The sequence below is a fragment of the Streptomyces sp. NPDC044921 genome (assembly GCF_056432865.1).
The window spans coordinates 232,310-255,654 of the sequence record NZ_JBWKIF010000004.1; the positions used below are offsets into that span (position 1 = coordinate 232,310).

General features: G+C 74.7%; 9 protein-coding genes. 6 read left to right on the forward strand and 3 right to left on the reverse strand.

Features of this window, described 5'->3' with window-relative positions; all coding sequences use genetic code 11:
- The first annotated feature begins 85 nt into the window (after nt 1–85).
- Complete coding sequence (locus AC07DA_RS08330; RefSeq protein ID WP_479125739.1) at nt 86–8,020, forward strand: amino acid adenylation domain-containing protein; 7,935 nt, start codon at nt 86–88, stop codon at nt 8,018–8,020.
- Nucleotides 8,017–15,027, forward strand: a complete 7,011-nt coding sequence (locus tag AC07DA_RS08335; protein WP_479125741.1) for an amino acid adenylation domain-containing protein — start codon at nt 8,017–8,019, stop codon at nt 15,025–15,027. Before AC07DA_RS08330 ends, AC07DA_RS08335 begins: the two co-directional genes overlap by 4 nt.
- A 78-nt stretch (nt 15,028–15,105) precedes the next feature.
- Here the strand turns inward: AC07DA_RS08335 and AC07DA_RS08340 are convergent, their stop codons facing one another.
- Nucleotides 15,106–16,473, reverse strand: a complete 1,368-nt coding sequence (locus AC07DA_RS08340) for a lysine N(6)-hydroxylase/L-ornithine N(5)-oxygenase family protein (protein WP_479125743.1) — start codon at nt 16,471–16,473, stop codon at nt 15,106–15,108.
- Between the two features lie 307 nt (nt 16,474–16,780).
- A complete protein-coding gene (locus AC07DA_RS08345) occupies nt 16,781–17,161 on the reverse strand; it encodes a hypothetical protein (RefSeq protein ID WP_479125745.1) in 381 nt (126 codons plus the stop codon).
- Between the two features lie 200 nt (nt 17,162–17,361).
- On the opposite strand from AC07DA_RS08345, the gene AC07DA_RS08350 reads away from it, so the two are divergent.
- The 4 genes from AC07DA_RS08350 (at nt 17,362) to AC07DA_RS08365 (ending at nt 20,676) form a co-directional block, all read left to right on the forward strand.
- Nucleotides 17,362–17,877, forward strand: coding sequence for a hypothetical protein (locus AC07DA_RS08350; RefSeq protein ID WP_479125747.1), 516 nt, complete (start codon nt 17,362–17,364; stop codon nt 17,875–17,877).
- 103 nt (nt 17,878–17,980) lie between these two features.
- Complete coding sequence (locus AC07DA_RS08355) at nt 17,981–18,817, forward strand: DUF4097 family beta strand repeat-containing protein (RefSeq protein WP_479125749.1); 837 nt, start codon at nt 17,981–17,983, stop codon at nt 18,815–18,817.
- An 81-nt stretch (nt 18,818–18,898) separates the two neighbouring features.
- On the forward strand, nt 18,899–19,888 hold the full coding sequence (locus AC07DA_RS08360) for an ATP-binding cassette domain-containing protein (RefSeq protein ID WP_479125751.1): 990 nt from the start codon (nt 18,899–18,901) through the stop codon (nt 19,886–19,888).
- On the forward strand, nt 19,885–20,676 hold the full coding sequence (locus AC07DA_RS08365) for an ABC transporter permease (protein ID WP_479125753.1): 792 nt from the start codon (nt 19,885–19,887) through the stop codon (nt 20,674–20,676). Before AC07DA_RS08360 ends, AC07DA_RS08365 begins: the two co-directional genes overlap by 4 nt.
- 248 nt (nt 20,677–20,924) lie before the next feature.
- Here AC07DA_RS08365 and AC07DA_RS08370 read toward each other — a convergent pair whose 3' ends face one another.
- Complete coding sequence (locus AC07DA_RS08370; RefSeq protein ID WP_479126102.1) at nt 20,925–22,685, reverse strand: SWIM zinc finger family protein; 1,761 nt, start codon at nt 22,683–22,685, stop codon at nt 20,925–20,927.
- Between the last annotated feature and the right edge of the window lie 660 nt (nt 22,686–23,345).

Sequence of the window (23,345 nt, forward strand, 5' to 3'; positions counted from 1 at the left end):
GCGAGCGGGCACACCATAGCAAGATAAGGCTATCCTAAGTTAGGGTTCCGCCCATCAGTCACGGGTTGAGGGGACGTGAACCTTCTTGTCGGGTGCGAACATCGGCCGCACGGCAGGCGCCGACGAACGGCGCAGGGAACTGCTGCGCCGTCAACTGGCCGCCCGGGGAATAGCCAGGCAGCCCCGCAGCGCGGACACATCCCCGCGGACCACCCCGGCCAGGGCGGAGGGGCCGGCCCCCCTGTCCTCGGCGCAGCGCCGGATGTGGCTGCTGCACCAGCTGGAGCCGCACGGCACCGCCTACAACATCTGTGTGGCGGTGCGCCTCTCCGGAGAGTTGTCCGTCCCCGGTCTGCGGCAGGCGATGCGGACCGTCGTGCGGCGCCACCACGTCCTGCGTACCGTCTACCGGTCCGGTGAGGACGGCGAGCCGGTCCAGGTGCCGGTCCCGGATGCCGAGCCGGTCATCGGCGAAAGAGACCTGACGGCGGTGGCGCCCGGTGACCGGGAGGCGGCGGTGGACGAGGTCGCGGCCCGGCTGGCCGCGCGCCCCTTCGACCTGTCGGCGGACCCGCCCGTGCGCCTGGAGATCCTGCGGCTCGCCGACGACGAACACGTACTCGTCCTGGTCGCCCACCACATCGCCTGGGACGACGGCAGCTGGCAGGTCCTGCTCCAGGAGGTCGCCGCCGCCTACACGGGGCGCCCGTTGCCCGAACTCCCCCTCCAGTACGCCGATCTCGCCGTACGCGAACAGCGGCGTGCGCCCTGGACGGCGGCCGACCTCGCCCACTGGCGGGAGCTGCTCGCGGACCCGCCCGCCCCGCTGCCCCTGCCCACCGACTCCCCCCGCTCGCCGGACCGCGCCCAGGAGGGCGGGCGGCTCGTCCGTACGCTGCCCGCCGCGCTGCGCGAGCGCGTGCACGCGCTGTGCCGGTCGGAGGGCGTCAGCCCCTTCATGGCCCTCCTCGCGTCGTTCAACGCGACGCTCCACCGAGCCGCGGGCGCGCCCGACGTCCTCGTCGGATCGCCCGCCGTGCTGCGCACCGACTCCGGCGCCGAGCGGCTGGTGGGCAACTTCGGCAACACGCTGGTGCTGCGGACGCGGGTCACGCCGGACACGACGTTCCGCGCGTTCCTCCAGCAGGTGCGTGAGGTGTGCCTGGGGGCGTACGCGCACCAGACCGTCCCCTTCGACACCCTGGTCCAGGAGCTGCGCCCGGAGCGCACGGCCGGCCACCACGTCTTCTTCGACGTCATGTTCTCGCTGCGCAGCGACGTCTGGGAGGGGTTCGAACTGCCCGGCGTACGGCCGGCGGAGCGGCCGGTGCCGGGCGGTGCCGCCGCGTTCGACCTGGCGGTGTCCGCCGTGCTGGACGCCGCCGGGACACTCACCCTGGACACGACCTACCGCCGCGACCTGTACAAGGAGGAAACGGTCGGGCGTCTGCTCGACCGCTTCGAGCGGCTGCTGGCGGCGGCGGTGGACGCCCCGGACACACCGCTCGGCGACCTGGACCTGCTGGGTGAACAGGAGCGTGAACAGGTCCTGACGACGTGGGGCAGCGATCGGCGCGCGCTGGAGCGCGCCACCGTCCCGGACCTCTTCCGGGACCGGGTGCGCGAGAACCCGGACGCCACCGCGCTCGTCTGGGAGAGCGCGGACGGCCGTGAACACCGGCTCGGCTACGCCGATCTGGACGAGCGGTCCGACCTGCTGGCCGGCGAACTGGCCGCGCTGGGCGCCGGACCGGAGCGGGTCGTCGCCGTGGCCCTCCCCCGCTCGGGCGACTTCCTGGTGGCCGCGCTCGCCGTCATGAAGGCCGGGGCCGCCTATCTGCCGGTCGACCCGGAGTACCCGGCCGACCGCATCGCCCTGATGCTCCAGGACGCCCGGCCGGGCCTGCTGGTCGCCGACTCCCGGTTGGCGGGCCGGCTTCCGCACGGTGAGATCCCGGTCGTCCTCCTCGACGACGCGTCACGTCCCACCCGGGGCACGCGCGCCCCGCTGCGCCCCTCGACGCCGGGCCACGCCGCCTACCTCATCTACACCTCCGGCTCCACCGGGCGCCCCAAGGGCGTCGTGGTCACCCACGAGGGCATCCCGAGCCTGGTCTCCACCATGGCCGAGGAGCTGGGGGCGGGCCCGGGCAGCCGGGTGCTGCAGTTCGCCTCGTTCAGCTTCGACACCTCGGTGTGGGAATGGACGATGGCCCTGCTCACCGGTGCCACGCTGGTCGTCGCCCCCGCCGACAAGCGACTGGGGCCGCCGCTCGCGGAGTTCTGCGCGCGGCACGCGGTCACCCACCTGACGCTGCCGCCGGGCGTGCTGGCGACGCTGCCGCACGAGCGGTCGCTGCCCGCCGGGGCCACGCTGATCGTGGCGGGCGAGGCGTGCCCGGCCGAACTGATGCGGCGCTGGTCGGCCACGACCCGGATGTTCAACTCGTACGGCCCCACCGAGACCACGGTCGACGCCACGCTGTGGACCTGCCGTCCGGACCACGAGGGCCCGGTCGTGCCGATCGGCGCCCCGGTGCACAACACGGCCGTGCGCCTGCTGGACGACCGGCTCCACCCGGTGCCGCCGGGCTCGCCCGGTGAGCTGTACGTCTCCGGTGACGGGCTCGCCCGCGGCTACCTCGGCCGCCCGGCCCTGACCGCCGAACGGTTCGTCGCCGACCCGTTCGGCGCCCCCGGCAGCCGGATGTACCGCACCGGCGACCTGGCGCGCTGGACCGCGGACGGTGTCCTGGAGTACCTGGGCCGGGTCGACCACCAGGTCAAGATCCGGGGCTTCCGGATCGAACCCGGCGAGATCGAGCAGTCGCTGCGCCGGGACGCGGCGATCGCGCAGGCCGCCGTCATCGCCCGCGAGGACCAGCCGGGCGACCCGCGCCTGGTCGCCTACGTGGTGCCCGCCGAGGGAGCGCCCGCACCCGACACCGACCGGCTGCGGGCGGACCTGGCCGCCGTGCTGCCCGCCCACATGGTGCCCGCCGCGATCGTCGCACTGGAGCGGCTCCCGCTGACCGGCAACGGCAAGCTGGACCGCCGGGCGCTGCCCGCGCCGGTGTACGCACGTGCCGCCGGACGGGAGCCGGCCACCGCACGCGAGGCGGCGCTCTGCGCGCTGTTCGCCGCCGTGCTGGAGGTGCCTGCGGTCGGGCCGGACGACGACTTCTTCCTGCTCGGCGGTCACTCGATGCTCGCCGCACGGCTGATGACCCGCGTCGAGGCGGAGTTCGGCGTCCGGCCCGCCCTGCGAGCGCTGTTCGACGCGCCGACACCTGCCGGGCTGGCCCGTGTCCTGGACGAGTCCGGGAACGAGACCACGCAGCAGGGCACGGCGCGGGGTGAGGGCACGGCCCGGCCCGCGCTGACGGCCGGTACCGCCGGAGCCACCGGTGATCCCGCGCCCCTGTCGTTCGCGCAGCAGCGGCTGTGGCTGCTGCACCGCCTGGAAGAGCCGGGCCCGGCCTACAACATCCCCACCGCGCTGCGCATCAGCGGCCCGCTGGACCCGGCCGCCCTCGCCGACGCCGTCACCGACGTCTCCGTACGCCACGAGATCCTGCGTACGGTCTTCCCGGAGCGCGACGGATCGCCGTGCCAGGTCGTGCTGGAGCCGGAGCACGGCCCCCGCCTGGAAGTGCGCCGCGCCACGCCCGACGAGGTGGACGCCCAACTGGCCGCCGCCGCGGCGCACGTGTTCGCCCTGGCGGAGGAGCCGCCCCTGCGCGTCATCCTGTTCCCCACCGGCCCGCAGGAGCATGTCCTGCTGCTCCTGCTGCATCACATCGCCGGCGACGGTCAGTCCCTCCCCGTCCTGGTCCGCGACCTCGCCGGCGCCTACCGGGCACGGCTGGCCGGGCGGGCCCCCGGCTGGCCGCCGCCGCCCGTGCGGTACGCCGACTTCGCCGTCTGGCAGCGCCGGCTCCTCGGCGAGGCCGGCGACCCGCGCAGCCTGACGGCACGTCAGGCCGCGTACTGGAAGGAGGCCCTGCGCGGCGCCCCCGACGAGCTGCGGCTGCCCACCGACCGGCCCCGTCCGGCCGAGTCGTCCAACCGGGGCGGCATGGTCCGGTTCACGGTCGAGGCCGCACTCGCCCGCCGCGTACGCACGCTCGCGGCCTCGCTCGGTGCCACCCCGTTCATGGTGTACCAGGCCGCGGTGGCCGCCCTGCTGACCCGGCTCGGCGCCGGGGAGGACATCCCGGTGGGCACGCCCGTGGCGGGGCGCGGCGAGGAGGCGCTCGACGACCTCGTCGGCTACTTCGTCAACACGCTCGTGCTGCGCACCGACACCTCCGGCGCTCCGTCGTTCGAGACCCTGCTGCGGCGGGTGCGGGACACGGCCGTGGCGGCGTTCGAGCACCAGGACCTGCCGTTCGAGCGGCTGGTGGAGATCCTCAACCCGCCGCGCTCCACGGCCCGTCACCCGCTGTTCCAGGTGATGGTGGTGCATCAGAGCGGCACGGCCTCCGCGTTGCCGGCGGAGGGTCTGCGCACCCGGCCGCACGTGGTGGCCACCGGCACGGCGACGTTCGACCTGAGCCTGACGTTCATCGAGCGGTTCGACCCGGACGGTGACGCGGACGAGGTCAGCGGTTTCGCCGAGTACAGCGCGGACCTGTTCGACCCGGACACGGTGGAGGTGCTCGCCCAGCGCCTGGTGCGGCTGCTGGCCGCCGCCGTCGCACGGCCCGGGCTGCCGATCGGCGACCACGACATCCTGACGGCGGAGGAACGGCGCACGCTGCTGGCACCGCCCGTGGCCGCGCCCGAGGCGCCGCCGCTGCACGAGGCGTTCGCGCGGCAGGTCCGCGGGACGCCGGACGCGGTCGCGCTGGTGCTCGGCTCCCGGTCGGGTGCCGTCGAACGGATCACGTACGCCGGGCTCGACGCGCGCGTGGAGCGGATCGCCCGGCTGGTGGCCGCACACGGCGCGGCCCCCGAGCGGTTCGTGGCCCTGGCGCTTCCCCGTCACGAGATGGTCGCCGCGCTGCTCGGCGTGCTGCGGTCGGGCGCCGCGTTCCTGCCGCTGGACCCGGAGTACCCGGCAGAACGGCTGGCGCGGACCCTGGACGACGCACGGCCCGTGTGCCTGCTCACCACCCGCGAGCTGGCCCGCACCCTCCCGCACCGGCCGGACCTTCCCCTGGTCCTCGTAGACGGCGAGGAGCCGGCGGCCCCGGTCACCCTGCCGCGGGCCAGGCCCGGCGACGCCGCGTACGTCATCTACACCTCGGGCTCCACCGGACGCCCCAAGGGTGTGGTGGTGACCCACGCCAACCTCGCCAATCTCTACGCGGCGCACACCTCGACCCTGTTCCCGCCCGAGGTGCCCGAGGCCGGCGGGCGACGCCTCCGAATCGGGCACGTCGCCTCGTTCGCCTTCGACGCCTCGCTCGACCCGGTGGTGCTGATGGTGGGCGGGCACGAACTGCACGTCCTGGACGAGTCGGCGTACCCGGACGCCGAGGCCGTGGCCGCGTACGTCGCCGAGGAGCGGGTCGACTACCTCGACCTGACGCCGGCCCACCTCCAGCAGCTCATCGGGCACGGCCTGCTGGACGAGGGCAGGCACCGGCCCGCCCTCCTGGGTCCGGGCGCGGACGCCATGCCGGACTCGCTGTGGCGGGACCTCGGCGCCCACCCGGCCACCACGGCGTACAACTTCTACGGACCCACCGAGTGCACCGTCGACTCGGTCGTCGCCCGCGTCACCGGCGAGGGGGCACCTCGCATCGGACGGCCCATCAGGGGCGCCACGGCGTACGTGCTGGACGACCGGCTCCGGCCCGTGCCGCCCGGGGTGACGGGTGAGCTGTACCTCGCGGGCGCCGGTCTCGCCCGCGGGTACCTCGGCCGTCCCGCGCTGACCGCGGAGCGGTTCACCGCCGACCCGTACGGCCCGCCCGGGGCCCGGATGTACCGCACCGGCGACCTGGCGCGCTGGACCGCCGACGGCGAGCTGGAGTGCCTGGGCCGCGCCGACCACCAGGTGAAGATCCGCGGCTTCCGCATCGAGCCGGGCGAGATCGAGGCCGTCCTCGGACGGCACGAGGGCGTCGCGGAGGTCGCCGTGATCGCCCGCGACGACCTGCCGGGATCGCGCCGTCTGGTCGCGTACGTGGTGCCCGCCCCGGGCCACGCGGCGGACACCGGCGTGTGGCGCGCCCATGCGGCGGCCCTGCTGCCGGAGCACATGGTGCCGTCGCTGTGGGTGCCCATGGAGCGGCTGCCGCAGTCGGCCAACCGCAAGGTCGACCGTGCCGCGCTGCCGGTGCCCGAACTGCCCGGGCAGGGAGGGGGACGCGCGCCCGTCACCGAGGCGGAGAAGCTGTTCTGCGAGCTGTTCGCCGCCCTGCTCGGCCAGGACACCGTGGACGCCGACGGCAACTTCTTCGAGCTGGGCGGGGACAGCATCATCTCGCTCCAGCTGGTGAGCCGCGCCCGCGCGGCGGGCTGGACGCTCGGCCCGCGTGACGTCTTCCGCCACCAGACACCGGCCGCCCTGGCCGCCGTCGCCCGGCCCGAGAAGGCCGCGCCCGAGCGTGCGCCGGACGACGGCGTGGGCCGGGTGCCGGAGACGCCGATCATGGCGTGGCTGCGGGAACTCGCCGATGCGGCCGGCACCGCCGCCCGCGTCGACGGCTACAGCCAGGGCATGACCCTCTCCACGCCGCCGGGCCTGACCTACGAACGGCTCACCGCCGTCCTCCAGTCGGTGCTCGACCGGCATCCGGCGCTGCGGGCCCGCCTGGTGCGCGCGGCCGACGGCACCTGGGAGCTGGACGCCCCGGCGCCCGGTGCGGTACGGGCCGGGGACGTGCTGCGGCGGGCCGAGGCGGCCCCCTCGGCCGAGGCCGCCGCCGCCCGGGACCGGCTGCGTCCCGAGTCCGGCGTCCTGGTGCAGGCGGTGTGGTGGGAGCCGGAGAACCGGCTCGTCCTGGTCATCCACCACCTGGTGGTCGACGGCGTGTCCTGGCGCGTCCTGTGCGCGGACCTCGACGCGGCGTGGCGCGGCGAACCGGCGCCGCCCACCGGCACCTCGCTGCGGGCCTGGAGCGAGCTGCTGCGCGCGTACGCCCGGCGGGAGGAGACCGTCCGGCAGGCCGACGACTGGGCCCGTGCCCTGGGAGGCGGCGGAACACCGCTGGCCGGGCGCGCCCTGGATCCGGCCCGGGACACCGCCGCGACCACGCGCAGGCACACCGTGACGGTGGACCAGCCGGACACCGAGGCGCTGCTGACCCGGGTGCCCGCGGCGTTCCACGCGAGTGTCGAGGACGTCCTGCTGACCGCGCTGGCCCTGGCCGTCGCCGACCACCGGCGCCTTTCGGGGGTCGCGGACGCGGGCGTGAGCGTGCAGCTGGAGGGCCATGGCCGCGAGGAGACCGTGGCCGAGGGCGTCGACCTGGCACAGACCGTCGGCTGGTTCACCACCGTCCACCCGGTACGGCTGGACCCCGGGCCCGTCGACCTGGCCGAGGCACGGGCCGGCGGCCCCGCGGCGGGCCGGGCGCTGAAGGCGGTCAAGGAGCGGCTGCGGGCCGTGGCCGACGGCGGTCTCGGGTTCGGCGCGCTGCGCCACCTGAACCCGGAGACGGCACGGCGGCTGGCCGCGCTGCCCGTGCCCGAGATCTGCTTCAACTACCTGGGGCGGTTCGGCTCCGGCGACGCGCGGGCCCCGTGGCAGCCGGTCGCCGGTGGCGACGGCCTGTTCCACGGCGTCGACCCGGCGCTGCCGCTCGCGCACGCCCTGGAGATCGACGTCCATGTGGCCCCGGCGCCCGCGGGACCCCGCCTGAGCGCCACCTGGTCGTACGCCGGGGAAGCCCTGGAGACGGACGTCGTCCGCTCGCTCGCCGACGGCTGGCTGGCGTACCTGGCGGCCCTGGTGGCGCACACCGACGAGCCCGAGGCGGGCGGCTGGACGCCTTCCGACCTCTCCCTGATCTCCCTGTCCCAGGACGAGATCGACGACTTCGAAGCCGACTGGAGACTCTCGTGAACGCCCGCGCCAGGCTGGAGGACATCCTCCCGCTGACCCCGCTGCAAGAGGGCCTGCTGTTCCGGGCGGAGCTCGACGACGCCGGCCACGACGTGTACGTGGGTCATCTGACGATGACCCTGCGGGGACCGCTGGACGAGCCCCGGCTGCGGGCCGCCGCCCAGGCGCTGCTGGACCGCCGGCCGGGCCTGCGGGCCGCGTTCCGCCGCAACCGGCAGGGCAAGTCCGCCGCCCTCATCCCCTCCCGGGTGGACGTGCCGTGGAGCTTCAGCGACCTGTCGGGGCTGCCCGAGGGCGAGCGGGAACGGGAGACGCAGCGGCTCACCGTCGTGGACGGGGAGCGCGGGTTCGACCTCGGGCGGCCGCCGCTGGTCCGCTTCCGCCTCCTGCGGCTGGCGCCCGGCCTGCACCGGCTGGTCGTCACCAACCACCACATCGTGCTCGACGGCTGGTCCCAGCCCCTGCTGGTGCGGGAACTGTTCGCCCACTACGCAGGGGCCCGGCCGGCACCCGCCGCCTCGCCGCGCGTGTACCTCGACTGGCTCGCCGCACAGGACCGGGGCGCCGCCGAGACCGCCTGGCGGGCGGCGCTGGCCGGCCTGGACGGCCCGACGCTGGTCGCGCCCGGTGCGCCGGAGTCGGTGACCGAGCCGCCGCGCAAGGTCGTGGTCGCACTCGATCCCGCGCTGACAGCCTCCGTGACGGCCCTCGCGCGGGCCCGCGGCCTGACCCTGGGCACCCTCGTCCAGGGCGCCTGGGCGCTCACGCTGGCCCGGTCCCTGGGTCGTGGCGACGTGGTCTTCGGCACCACGGTGTCCGGGCGGCCCGCCGACCTGCCGGGCGTCGAGTCGATGGTGGGCGTCTTCGTCAACACCGTTCCGGTACGGGTCACCCTGCCTCCGGCGGAACCGTACGCCGACGCCCTGGCCCGGCTCCAGGAGGAGCAGTCCGCGCTGGTCCCGCACCAGCACCTGGGCCTGGCCGAGGTGCAGCGGCTGGCCGGCGGGCGGGAGCTGTTCGACACCCTCGCCGTGGTGGAGAACTACCCGTTCGACCCCGAGTCGCTGACCGAACTCGCCCCGGGGCTGCGGCTGGAGGACGCCGGCGGCGACGAAGGGGTGCACTACCCGCTGGCTCTGACCGTGCTGCCCGGCACGCGCCTGCGGCTGGAACTGGGCTACCGGCCCGACGCGCTGGACGAGGACACGGTGCGGTCCGTCGCCGGCCGGCTGCGCCGCGCCTTCGAGGCGTTCGCCGCCGCGCCGGACGAACCGCTGGGCCGCGTCGACCTGCTGGGCGAGGACGAGGCGCGGCCGCTGACCGCGCCCGGTACCGCCCACCCCGTACCGGACACCACCCTCACGGCGCTCCTCGCCGAGCAGGCGGCCCGCACCCCAAACGCCACCGCCGTCGTCTTCGACGACGACCGGCTCAGCTACGCCGACCTGGACGCACGGGCCGAGCGGGTCGCCGGATGGCTCGCCCGGCAGGGCGCGGGCCCGGGCGCGGTCGTCGCGGTCGCGCTGCCGCGCCGCGCCGACCTGGTCGTGGCGCTGGCGGCCGTGCTGCGCGCCGGTGCCGCGTACCTGCCGGTGGACCCCGGCTATCCCGCGGACCGCGTCGCGTTCATGCTCCGGGACGCGCGCCCGGTCGCGGTCCTCACGGACACCGCGACACGGGGCCTGCTGCCCGACGCGTCGCGGATCCTCGCCCTGGACGGCGCGGAGGCGCAGGCGCTTCCTCCGGCGGAGGGCGCCCCGGCGGTCGCCGTCCGCCCGGCGGACCCGGCCTACGTCATCTACACCTCCGGCTCCACGGGCCGCCCCAAGGGCGTGGTCGTGCCGCACTCGGCCGTCGTCAATCGGCTGCTGTGGACGCAGGGCGAGTACGGCCTGACCTCCGCCGACCGGGTGCTGCAGAAGACGCCGTCCAGCTTCGACGTGTCGGTGTGGGAGTTCTTCTGGCCCCTGATCACCGGCGCCACCCTGGTGGTGGCCCGCCCGCAGGGCCACCTCGACCCGCGGTACCTGGCGCGGCTGATCCGGGAACAGTCCGTCACCACGGCGCACTTCGTCCCGTCGATGCTGCGTGCCTTCCTCGCCGAGCCGGAGGCGGCGGGCTGCACGGGCCTGACCCGGGTGCTGTGCAGTGGCGAGGCACTCACCCCCGACCTGGTGCGCGGCTTCCACGACCTGTTCGGCGGCACGGTCGAGCTGCACAACCTGTACGGCCCCACCGAGGCCGCCGTGGACGTCACCGCCTGGCCGTGCCCGGCCGGCAGCGGGGACCGCGACAGCGTCCCGATCGGCCGCCCCGTGTGGAACACCTCGGCGTACGTCCTCGACGCCGCGCTGCGCCCGGTCCCGGCCGGTGTGCCCGGCGAGCTGTACCTGGCGGGCCCCCAGCTGGCACACGGCTACCTGGGCCGGGCCGGGCTGACCTCCGAGCGGTTCGTCGCCGACCCGTACGGCCCGCCGGGCACCCGGATGTACCGCACCGGCGACCTGGCCCGGCGCGGCGCGGACGGTGTGATCGAGTACCTCGGCCGGACCGACGACCAGGTGAAGATACGCGGTTTCCGCATCGAACCGGGTGAGATCGAGGGCGTGCTCGCGCGGCACCCCGGCGTCCGGGAGGCCGCCGTGGTGGCCCGGCGCGACCTCGGCACGGACGGCGAGCCGGTGCTGGTCGCCTACACGACCGGCGCCGCCGATCCCACGGAGGTGCGCCGCCACCTGGCGGGGTCGCTGCCCGAGCACATGGTGCCCTCCGCGGTCGTCGTGCTGGACGCGCTCCCGCTGGCGCCCAGCGGCAAGCTGGACCGCCGGGCCCTGCCCGCGCCCGAGTTGGGCCCGGCCGCGGCGGGCCGGCGCCCCCGCACCCCGTCGGAGGAGATCCTCTGCGACCTGTTCGCCGAGGTGCTCGGGGTGCCCGAGGTCGGCATCGACGACGACTTCTTCACGCTGGGCGGGCACTCGCTGCTGGCGACCCGGCTGGCCAGCAGGGTCCGCTCCACGCTGGGGGTGGAACTGCCGCTGCGGACGGTGTTCGACGCGCCGACGGTCGCCGGGCTGGCGCAGCGTCTGGACACGCGCAGCACCCGGCCGCCGCTGCGGGCCGGGGAGCGGCCCGATCCGCTGCCGCTGTCGTTCGCGCAGCAGCGCATGTGGTTCCTGTACCGGCTGGAGGGGCCGAACCCGGCGTACAACATGGCGTTCGCGGCGCGGCTCACCGGCGCTCTCGACACCGACGCGCTGCGGGCCGCGCTCGGTGACCTGACGGACCGTCACGAGGCCCTGCGGACGGTGCTGCCGGACGAGGCGGGCACCCCCCGGCAGGTCATCCTCGACGCGGAATCCGCGCGGCCGGAGCTTCCCGTCACGCCGGTCACCGGCGATGAGTTGCCCGGCCGGCTCGCGGACGCGGCCGCACGCCCGTTCCGTATCGACGAGGAAGCGCCCTTCGCGGCCGAGCTGTTCGCCGTCGGCCCCGAGGAGCACGTGCTGATCCTGGTGCTGCACCACATCGCCGCCGACGGCTGGTCCGCGCTGCCGCTGCTGCGGGACCTGGCGCACGCCTACACCGCGCGCAGCCGGGGCGAGCACCCCGCCTTCGCCCCGCTCGAAGTGGGTTACGCGGACCACGCGGTGTGGCAGCGCGCGGTGCTCGGCGACGAGTCGGACCCGGACGGACTGCTGCACCGTCAGGCGGAGTTCTGGCGCAAGACCCTGGACGGGCTGCCGGAGGAGCTTCCGCTGCCCACGGACCGGCCGCGGCCCGCGACGCCGAGCCTGCGCGGCGCCACCGTCGCACTCGACGTGCCGGCCTCCCTGCACCGGGCCGTGCGGGCGCTGGCCCGGCGCTGCGACGCCAGCGTGTTCATGGTGCTGCACGCGGCACTCGGCACCCTCCTCACCCGGCTGGGAGCCGGTTCGGACATCCCCGTCGGAACGCCGGTCGCGGGCCGCAGTGACGACGCCGTCGACGACGTCGTGGGCTTCTTCGCCAACACGCTCGTGCTGCGGACGAACACCTCCGGCGACCCGGGCTTCCGGGAGCTGGTGGCCCGGGTCCGGGAGACCGACCTCGCGGCCTACGCGCACCAGGACATCCCCTTCGAGCGGCTGGTGGAGCTGCTCAACCCGGCGCGGTCCATGGCCCGTCACCCGCTGTTCCAGGTGATGCTGAGCCACCAGGCGAGGCCGCCGGTGGACCTGGCGCTCGGCGAGGTCGCGGTCCGGCAGGAGCCGGTGGACATGGGAACGGCCAAGTTCGACCTGGCCTTCGAGATCACCGAGGAGCACGGCCGGGACGGGATGCGGCTGGGCGTGGAGTACAGCACCGACCTGTTCGACCACGACACCGTCGAGAACATGGCGACCCGCTTCCTGCGGGTGCTGCAAGCCGTCACCGACAACCCCGACCGTCCCCTCGGCAGCCTGGAGCTGCTCTCCGCCGACGAACGCCGCCAGGTGCTCGTCGACTGGAAGGGCGACCTGGTCGAGGCGCCGGTGGCGACGCTGACCGAGCTGTTCACCCGGCAGGTGGAGCGCACGCCGGACGCCACGGCCCTGGTGTGCGGTGACATCGCGTACACGTTCGCCGAGCTGGAACGGCGCACGGCACGCCTGGCGAGGCTGCTCACGGACCGGGGGGTCGGGCCGGAGCGGATGGTGGCCCTGCTGCTGCCCCGGCGGGCCGACACCGTGGTGGCGCTGCTGGCGGTCATGCGGGCCGGCGGCGCGTACGTCCCCATCGACCCGGGCTACCCGGCCGGGCGGATCGAGCACATCCTGCGGGACTCCGCGCCCAGGCTGCTGATCACCACCGGGGCGCTGGCGGAGCTGGCCGGCGACGGCGGGCCGCAGACCCTGGTCCTGGACGCGGCGGACACGCAGGCGCTGCTCTCCGACGAGAGCACCGCGGAGCCGGTCCGGCTGCCGCACCCGCTGCCGGGGCACCCGGCGTACGTCATCTACACCTCCGGTTCCACGGGCCTGCCCAAGGGTGTCGTCGTGGAGCACCGCAGCATCGCCAACCTGTTCCACAGCCACCGTGAGCTGCTCTACCGGCCGACCGTCGCCGCCGCCGGCGGGCGCAGCCTGCGGGTGGCGCACGGCTGGTCGTTCGCCTTCGACGCGGCGTGGCAGCCACAGCTGTGGATGCTGGACGGCCACGCGCTGCACCTCGTCACCGAGGACACGCTGCGCGACCCCGACCGGCTGGTGTCGTTCATCGAAGCGCACCGGATCGACTTCATCGAGGTCACGCCCTCCCACGCGATGCAGCTCGCGGGCGCCGGGCTGATCAGGGAGGGCCGCTGCCCGCTGCTCGCACTCGGCGTGGGCGGTGAGGCCGTACCGTCCCCGCTCTGGCGGGACCTGCGCGAGCTGGCGGGCACGGCCGGGTTCAACCTGTACGGGCCGACCGAGTGCACGGTCGACGCGCTGGCCGCCCGGGTGGCCGACAGCGAACGTCCGCTGGTGGGGCGGCCGACCGCGAACACCACCGCGTACGTCCTGGACGCCCGGCTCCAGCCGGTGCCGGCCGGTGTCATCGGTGAGCTGTACCTGGCCGGAGCCGGTCTCGCCCGCGGCTATCTGGAGCGGCGCTCGCTGACGGCCGAGCGGTTCGTGGCCGACCCGTTCGGCCCTCCCGGCACGCGGATGTACCGCACGGGCGACCTGGTGCGGTGGATGCCGGACGGCACCATCGACTACCTCGGCCGCGCCGACGACCAGGTGAAGATACGCGGTTTCCGCATCGAACTCGGGGAGATCACCGCGGCGTTGGCGGCCGGTCCGTCCGTCCTCCAGGCGGCGGTCGACGTGCGCGACGACGGCCCGCGCGGCAGGCACATCGTCGCCTACGTCGTCCCGGCGGCGGGCGCGGACTTCGACCCGTCCGCGCTGCGCGCCCAGCTGACCCGGATGCTGCCGGACTACATGGTGCCGTCGGCGTTCGTGGAGCTGGACGCGCTGCCGCTGACCGACCACGGCAAGCTGGACCGGCGCGCGCTGCCCGCCCCGCGGGCGGTGCGGGCGCGGGCGGGCCGGGGTCCGCGCGACCTCACCGAGGCGCTGGTCTGCGAGATCTTCGCCGAGGTGCTGGACCTTCCGGAGGTCGGCATCGACGACGACTTCTTCGGCCTCGGCGGCCACTCGATGCTGCTGGTGCGGCTGCGGGACCGGCTGCACCGCGCCAGCGGGCGGCAGGTGGCGGTGGCGGACCTGTTCCGTCATCCGACGGCGGCGGCGCTCGCGGCACGGCTGCGGTCCCTGGCGGAGGAGGGCCGGGACGGCGGGGCGAGCAGCGGGGCGGGCCTCGACGTGCTGTTCACCGTGCGGTCCTCCGGCGACCGGGCGCCGCTGTGGTGCCCGGCGCCCGCCACGGGTCTCGGCTGGCGGTACGCGGCCCTGCGGGCCCATGTTCCGCGGGAGGTGCCGATCCACGCCCTGCAGGCCCCGAACCTGACCGGCGGGCCGGTCGTGGAGTCCCTGGAGCAGCTGGTCGACGCCCACCTGGCGGAGCTGACGCGGGTTCAGCCCCGCGGCCCCTACCGGCTGCTGGGCTGGTCGCTGGGCGGTGTCGTCGCCCACGGCCTGGCGTGCCGTCTCCAGGGACGCGGGGCACGGGTGGAGCTGCTGGCGCTGCTCGACTCCTACCCGGGCGCGGACGAGGACACCGTGGTGGACGAGGCCGGCGCGGCTGCCGTCGAGGCGGCGGTCGACGGGCTGGGGCTGGGGGAGGTGACCGTGTCGGCGATGCGCGCCAACCACGCGGCGGCGACCGGCCTGTTGTCGGGCCACTCCCCCGCCCGGTACCGGGGCACGCTGCTGCACTTCCGGGCGGCCGGCACCCCGCGGCCCGCCGAGGAGTGGGGGGCGCACACGGACGGCGAGGTCGTCGTGCACACGGTCGCCGACGACCACGACGGTCTGCTGGACCCGTCGGCGCTGCGGCGGATCGGGGAGGTGCTGTCCGAGCGCACCGGGGGATGGCGTTAGCCGGCGAGCCCACGGCGCCGCCCTCCGCACCGGAAAACGGCGCGGAGGGCGGCGTCGTCGTTCGGCAGCCGCGCCTGCTCAGCCGAGCAGCGCGTCGATCTCCCTGCCGCGGTCGGCGCGCAACGCCTCGGCGGTACGGCGCAGCAGGAGGGAATCGGTGATCTCACCGGAGCGGAGGGCAAGGGTGGACAGCAGCGAGGAGGTGACGCCGTGGGTGTGCTCGGTGCCGCCCTGGAGGTACACGCCGGCATCGACGTGGTCGCTCATCAGGACACGGTGGTCGCGGCCCACGCGCACCCGTCCCTGCTCGTCCGTGAGGCAGTCGGCGGCGAGGTCGCCGAGGAGGTCGCGCGGATCGACGGGGCGGTAGCCGGTGGCCATGACCACGGCGTCGCAGTCCAGTGTCCGCTGCTGCCCCGTGGTCAGCGAGCGGACCAGGACGCGGGCGCCGTCCGGCAGGGCCTCGACGCCGCCGAGCTCGGTCGTGTTGAGGAACCGCAGCCGTTCCCGGCCGCTGACCTTCTCCTGGTAGTGCGTGCGGTACAGCTGCTCGATGAGGTCGCCGTCCACCACGGAGTAGTTGGTGTTGCGGTGGTAGCCGTAGAGGTCCTGCTTGACGTTGTCCGGCGCGACGAAGAAGTCGTCGACCGCGGACGGGTCGAAGATGCGGTTGGCGAAGGGACTGTCGTCGGCGGGGCTGTAACCGTAGCGCGTGAAGACCGCGTTGACCTCCGCGTCGGGGAAGGTCCGGTGCAGGTAGTCGACGGCTTCGGCCGCGGACTGTCCCGCGCCCAGGACGGCGAACCTGCGGTGCCGCAGTTCCTTCAGCCGCGGTGCGCGGAAGAGAAGGTCGCGGGTGTGCCAGACGTGTTCGCCCTGGGTCACGCCCTCCGGGAGGCGGGGCGTGAGACCGGTGCCGACCACGACGTTGAGGGCCCGGAGCACCTCACGGCCGGCCGGCTCGGCGACGCTCTCCGAGACGACGTCGACGGCCGTGACGCGGTCCGCGGTGCGCACGGGGCGGATCTCGACGACCCGCCGCCCGTAGTCGACGACGTCACCGAACTCGGCGGCGCACCACTCGAAGTAGTCGTGGAACTCGATCCGGGTGGGAAAGAACGTCTTCTGGTTGATGAAGTCGGCCAGTCGTCCGCGGTCCTGAAGGTACATCAGGAAGGAGAAGCGGCTGCTCGGGTCGCGCATGGTGACCAGGTCCTTGAGGAAGGAGACCTGCATGGTCGCCCCCTCCAGGAGCATCCCGCGGTGCCAGCCGAAGCGCTGCTGCTGCTCCACGAAGCGTGCCCCCAGCGCCCGTTCGGGGTCGCGGCGGTTGTGGTCGGCGACGGCGATGGCCAGAGCCAGATTCGACGGACCGAAACCTATGCCGACCAGGTCCCGGGCGGCGTCGCCCTCGGCCCGGCCGCTGTCCTCGCGACGTCCCGACATACTGGTCCTTCCGTTGGAGCGTACGACTGAGCGACCGCGCACCGCACAGTCGCACGGCGACAGTACCTAGTTAGGTAAGGCGAGCCTAAATTCCCCCAGACCGCACAGGGTGTCAAGTCCCCGCATACCGCCGTGCCTGCGAACTCTTCCCGGGTGCTCCCGAATTGACGCCCCTGCGGCCCGCAGCCGGTCGGTCGCCGCGGAGGCCTTCCGGCGACCGCGGAACACGGCAGTCGCCCGCCCGGCCCCGCCGACGGGGTTCCCACCGCGGGGCGGAGCCTGAGCACGTGCGCTCGGGCGCCGGACGTCAGCGCCAGGCGTGGCGGACCCTCAGCCGCCCGAGCCCCATGGCCCCGGAGGTGCGGATCACCGGCCCGCCGGGGCGGGCATGCCGCGGGACCTTGTAGCGCAGGTCCGCCCACTGGGTGCGTACGCCTTCGACGTCCACGACGGCGTCGCGCGGCACCGTGACGCTTGCCCCGCCGGTGCCGAGCCGCAGCTCGATGCCGACGACCGGATGCTCGATGACGGCCCGGGACAGGTCCAGGCGCACCCGGCCGAACCCGGACCCGACCTTCGGCTCCCGGGGCACCCGCCACACATCGCCGCGCTGGATCCGTCCGCCGAGGCGTTCGTCCGACTCTCCGTGCGTGAGGAGCCCTTGGCTGTTCGCCTCTTGCAGGCACATAGGCGGCACCGCTTGGCATCACGTGGCACCAAAGGGTGCCATTCCCTGAGCCAGAGCGGCGGCACACGAGCACACCCGCCGCACCGAACAGCCGCCGTCCGCCGCGTTTCCGCAGATCAGAGCACCTACTGGTGAGGCATCCCCGCGAGCGGCGCCATCCGGGCTTGCCGATGACACCATTTCGGTGCCACTATGGCGCCATGAACCTCACTCCGTACGTCGACACCCTCCGCCGTGAACTCGCGGTGGCCGCCGAAGCCGGCGGTGACGAGGCCCGCGAGCTGGCCGAAAGGCTCACCGCTCCCCTGGAGTCGGCGACACGGCTGATCATGCTCAATGTGCTCTCCGCCGCGATGGACGAGATCACCCGCGAGCTCGCCCCCGGTTCGGTCGACGTACGGCTGCGCGGGCTCGACCCCGACTTCGTGGTCACCCTGCCGCCCGCCGACAGCGGCGCCGTGGAGCCGGCCGCACCCGTCGAACCGCTCAAGGCGCAGGCTCCCGCCGACGGCGACGAGGGCGGCACCGCTCGCGTCAACCTGCGTCTCCCGGCCCACCTCAAGGCGCGGGCCGAGGAGGCCGCCGGGCGCGAGGGCCTGTCGGTCAACGCGTGGCTGGTACGGGCCGTGTCGGCCGCGGTCGACGGCGGCACCCGGCCGCACACGGCGGCGCAGACCCGCACCATCGGGCAGAGCATCACGGGCTGGGTGCGCTGACCGCACCGCGCCCGCACCACGTCACGTCACACCCTGACGCCACTTCACACCGTCACGTCTCACCAGCGGGGACGATCCGATCACCCATGAGGACGGCACAGCCATGCCTGCTTTCGACACCCCTGAACCGATTACGGCCACCACCCATGTGTACGCCGGTTCCATCCGGTTCGTCGCGACCGACCGCCTCGACACGGTCGTCGAGGTGCGCCCCCGCGATCCGAAGCGGGGCCAGGACGTGAAGTCCGCCGACCAGACCGAGGTCACCTGCGCGGGTGGTGTGCTGACCGTCAGGACGCCCAAGGCGAACCTCGTCGGGCGCTCCGGCACCGTCGACGTGACGGTCGAACTGCCCGCGGGCTCACGCGTCGACCTGACCGGCTCCTGGACGCAGGTCTTCGGCGAGGGCCGGCTCGGCGAGGTCAAGGTGAAGACCTCCTCCGGTGACGTACGCCTGGACAGGACCGGTCCGCTCCAACTGACCGCCTCCCACGGCTCGATCACGGTCGACCGGGCCGACGGCACGGCCGAGATCACCACCAGCTCCGGCAGCCTGCGCGTCGGCACCGTCGACGGTTCCGCCGTGCTGAAGAACTCGCACGGCACCACGACCGTGGGCACCGCGCTCGGGGACCTGCGGGTCAGTGGCGCCCACGGCGACATCGACATCGCGCGGGCCGAGGGCTCGGTCGTCGCCACCACCGCCCACGACACTTTGCGCGTCGCCGAAGTCGCCCGCGGGACCGTCCAGTTGCAGACCAGTTACGGCGCCATCGAGGTCGGCATCCGCGAGGGCGTCGCCGCCTGGCTCGACGTCAGCTCCGACCGCGGGCAGGTGCGCAACACGCTCACCTCCTCCGAAACGCCCGAGAAGACCGAGGAGACCGTCGAGGTCCGCGCCCGGACGCGGTGGGGCAACATCGACGTGCGCCGCGCCTGAAGCACCGGGCCGCCCGGCCCTCTCCCCATTCCCCCCGTCACCCCGGCCTTCGGAAGGGGCAGCACCATGCCTTCTCCTGTCATGCCCACAACACAAAGAGGGGGCGGTGTCCAGTCGTCCCCCGCCGTCACCGCCGTCGGTGTGCGCAAGTCGTACGGCGACAGGACCGTCCTCGACGGCATCGATCTCCATGTCCCAGCCGGCTCCGTGTTCGCGCTGCTGGGTGCGAACGGCGCGGGCAAGACCACCATCGTCAAGATCCTCTCCACCCTGATCAGCCCCGGCGCCGACTCCGGTGAGATCCGCGTCGGCGGACACGACCTGGCCGCCGATCCGCAGGCGGTGCGCGCGGCGATCGGCGTCACCGGCCAGTTCTCCGCGGTCGACGGGCTGATCACGGGCGAGGAGAACATGCTGCTGATGGCCGACCTGAACCACCTCTCCAGGAAGGAGGGACGCCGGGTCACCGCCGAGCTGCTGGAGCGCTTCGACCTCACCGAGGCCGCGCGCCGGCCCGCCTCCACCTACTCCGGCGGCATGAAGCGCCGCCTGGACATCGCCATGACCCTGGTCGGCGGCCCGCGGATCATCTTCCTCGACGAGCCGACCACCGGCCTCGACCCGCGTTCCCGGCACAACATGTGGCAGATCATCCGTGAACTGCTCTCGGACGGCGTGACCGTCTTCCTCACCACCCAGTACCTGGAGGAGGCCGACCAGCTCGCCGACCGCGTCGCGGTCCTCAACGACGGCCGGATCGCCGCGGAGGGAACCCCCGAGGAGTTGAAACGGCTCATTCCCGGGGGTCACGTGCGGCTGCGGTTCTCCGACCCGTCCGCGTACCGGTCCGCCGCCCTCGCCCTGAACGAGGCCACCCGGGACGACGACGCGATGGCGCTGCAGATCCCGAGCGACGGCAGCCAGCGCCAGCTGGGCGCCCTCCTCGACTGGCTGGACGCGGTCGGCGTCGAGGCGGACGAGCTGACCGTCCACACCCCCGACCTGGACGACGTGTTCTTCGCCCTCACCGGCTCCCAGCAGCCGAACCAGCCCGAGGAGCCTGTCCGATGAGCGTCCCCTCCCAGGCCCTGCGCGACTCGACCACGATGCTGCGGCGCAACCTGCTGCACGCGCGCCGCTACCCGTCGCTGACGCTGCAGTTGCTGCTCACGCCGGTCATGCTGTTCCTGCTGTTCGTCTACGTCTTCGGCGACGCGATGAGCGCCGGCATCGGCGACGGCCAAGCCGACCGGTCCGCCTACATCGCCTACCTGGTGCCGGGCCTGATGCTGATGACCATCGGCAGCACCACGATCGGCACCGCGGTGTCCATCGCCACGGACATGGCCGAGGGCATCGTGGCCCGCTTCCGCACCATGGCCATCCACCGCGGTTCGGTGCTCATCGGGCACGTCATCGGCAGCGTGCTGCAGTGCCTGGCGAGCGTGCTCCTCGTGGGCGCCGTCGCCCTGGCCGTCGGCTTCCGTTCCACCGACGCCACGGTCCTGGAGTGGGCCGCGGCGTTCGGGCTGCTCACGCTGTTCGCCCTGGCCCTCACCTGGCTGGCGGTCGGCATGGGCCTGTCCAGTCCGAACGCCGAGGTGGCCAGCAACAACGCCATGCCGCTGATCTTCCTGCCGCTCATCTCCAGCGCCTTCGTCCCGGTCGACTCGATGCCGGGATGGTTCCGGCCGATCGCCGAGTACCAGCCGTTCACGCCGGCCATCGAGACCCTGCGCGGTCTGCTGCTCGGCAGCGAGATCGGCCACAACGGATGGCTCGCCGTCGCCTGGTGCCTGGCCCTGGTCGTGCTCGGCTACCTCTGGTCCAGGTCGCTGTTCCAACGCGACCCGCAGTAGCGGGGGTCTTGCTCCGCGCGGGGTCGACCGTCCACTTTGTGGCGCGGCCCGAGGTGAGTGCGCTCATCACCGGCCGCGAGACCGCGCGGGGGCCCGGCAGGCGGCGCGTGGGCATGACCCGGGCCGGGACCGGGCGGGGCGGCGCGGCCCCGGTTCCGGTCCTGGTCCCGGTTCCGGTTCCGGCGAGAACCCGCTTTCCCCGGCTTCTGCCGCCCGTTCGCCCACCTTCCTGCTCGATGTCCTTCGCATCAGAGGTCGTGCGAGAGGCCGAGGCCGGTCAGCGCCCCGACCGGATCCAGGTCGGGGGTGCCGCGCGGCCACCAGTCGTCGCGGCCCGGCTCGGACTCGTAGGCGTACCACAGGCCGTCGCGGCCCAGACGGAGCTGGACATGGCCGTGGGGGTGCGTGAGGTGGTTGCGCCAAGGGCGGAAGGCGGGCAGGTCGGCGGCGAGGAGCAGGGGCCGGGCCCGGTCGAACCGGCCGGCCGGCGGGTCCCAGGGCTCCTCCAGGACGGCGAGGCCCTCCAGACCGCCCTGCCGCCAGGCGGCGACCGCGCGGGCCAGGTCGGCGGCGGTGCGGCCGGCCGCGGCGGCGAGGGAGGAGTACAGCGCCCGGGTGCCGGCGGTGAGTCCGGAGCCGGGGCGGGCCGCGGCCAGGCGGACCGCGTCCTGCCAGAGGGTCAGCCGCCCGACCGGGTCCCGGCCGGTGCCGAGCAGGGCGTGCGCCCGGGCTGCGGCATCCGTGGCCAGCTGGTCCAGGGCGAAGGGGTCCGGGCCGCCGGGGGACGCCGGATAGGCCGGGGGTTGCTCCGGGTGCGCGGGCGGGGGCAGGGGCGCGGGAAGGGACGGCAGGGTGCGCGGCTGCAGCGCCTCCTTGGCCCGCACACCGGGCAGCGGCGCCGGTTCCCTGTCCTGCGCGGCGCGCGCCGCGCGGGTGGCGCTCAGCCGGGACAGCGCGTCGAGCAGCGCCCGCTCGCCCCGGCCGCGCAGCAGGAGCAGCACGAACGGGTCGGCGTCGAGCAGCCGGGCGGTCTGGTAGCAGAGGGCGGCGGCGTGCTTGCAGGGATGACCGCGGTCGGGGCAACTGCACCGCGGCTCCAGGTCGCCGGGGCCCGGGAGCAGGGGGACTCCGCCGTGTGCGAGCGACTGGGGCATCTCCTTGTCGAGGAGCGCCGCGATGTGTCCGGGCCGGTCCGCGGCGGCGTCCAGGAAGCGGTCCCAGTCCGAGTCGTCGAGCGTGCGCAGGCGCACCTGGACGCGGTACGGCCGGGGGCGGCTGCCGTGGACGTACGCCAGCACGAGGCCGGGCGTCACCGTGATGGCGTCCACGTGCCCCTGCTCGGCGTAGCTCCTGCCGCGTTCCAGCCGCTTCACGTCCAGCGCGCCCTGCTCGAGCGCGGAGACCCAGGCGTTCCCCCACCAGCTCTCGGCGAACCGGTCGCCCTCCCGGGGCGGGAAGGCCGGGAACGTACGGCGGAGGTCGCTGTCGCGATCGGGGGCGGCCATGGAGCGGGGAATGGCGCGGGGGCCCGTACCGGCGGCTGGGCGGGAGGTTGTGCGGGAAGGGGCGGGGTCGGGCATGCGCGGCCCCGCCCCCGGGGGCGTGCGGTCGGGTGGGCCGGAGGGCGGGGGTGCCGGGGAGCCGGGCTCAGGGGCCTGGCCCCCTTCCGGGGCCGGGGTCACCGGGGCGTCCGTTTCGCCAGCCCGGGCGGAAGCCTCGGCCCGACCGGCGGGAGCACCGGCTGCGGGAGCGTGTGCCGAATCCACCCGTGGTGTCGCGGGTGGCTCGGACTGCGGAGCCGGGTCCCGGGGCGCCGTGGTCCAGGCCGGAGCTGCCGGGGACACCGCGTCCTCGGCCTCCGGCTCCGGCTCCGGCTCCGGCTCCGGCTCCGGCTCCGGCAGATGACGTTCGTGCAGCAGCCCGGACACGCGCGAGGGCGCGGCGCTCCGCCCGGTCCTCCCCTCACGCCCGGAGGGCGTCGTCTCCGACTCGTCCGGCGAGTCCGGCATCCGGAACGCGTCCGACAGCAGCCGCCGTACGTCGGGAGCCGCCCCGCCCGCGCCGAGGTCGCGCGCCCGCCGCGCTGCCGCCGCCCTGGCGTCCACAGCCGCCTGCCGGGCCCGGCGCCTGCGCCGGGCGCCTTCCCGCTCGGTCGCCTCCCGGGCCCGTCGCGCGTCGTCCCGCGCCGCACGCAACGCCTCGCGCGCGACGTCCGCGGCACGAGACCCGGGCCGGCCCGAAACCCGCTCGGTTTCCTGCGCCCCGGCGGGAGCGTCGGCCGAGGCGGCCCCGGAGACGTCCTCCTGCGGACCGCCCTGCTGAGCCGCAGCAGCCTGCTCGCCGACCCGCACCCTGGCGGATGCGTCGCCCGAGACCCTCCCGGCGAAGTCCCCCTGCCGACCGCCCTGCTGAGCCGCGCTTTCCGCCGCGCTTTCCCGCACCATGCCGGATGCCTCAGCCGAGGCCGTCCCCGCGAAGTCCCCCTGCGGGCGCCCCTGCCGAGCCGCCGAGCCCTGCTCGCCATCCCGCATCCCGGCGGGTACGCCAGCCGAGGCCGCCCCCACGAAGTCCCGCTGCCGACCGCCCTGCTGAGCCGCGCTTTCCGCCGCGCTTTCCCGCACCATGCCGGATGCCTCAGCCGAGGCCGTCCCCGCGAAGTCCCCCTGCGG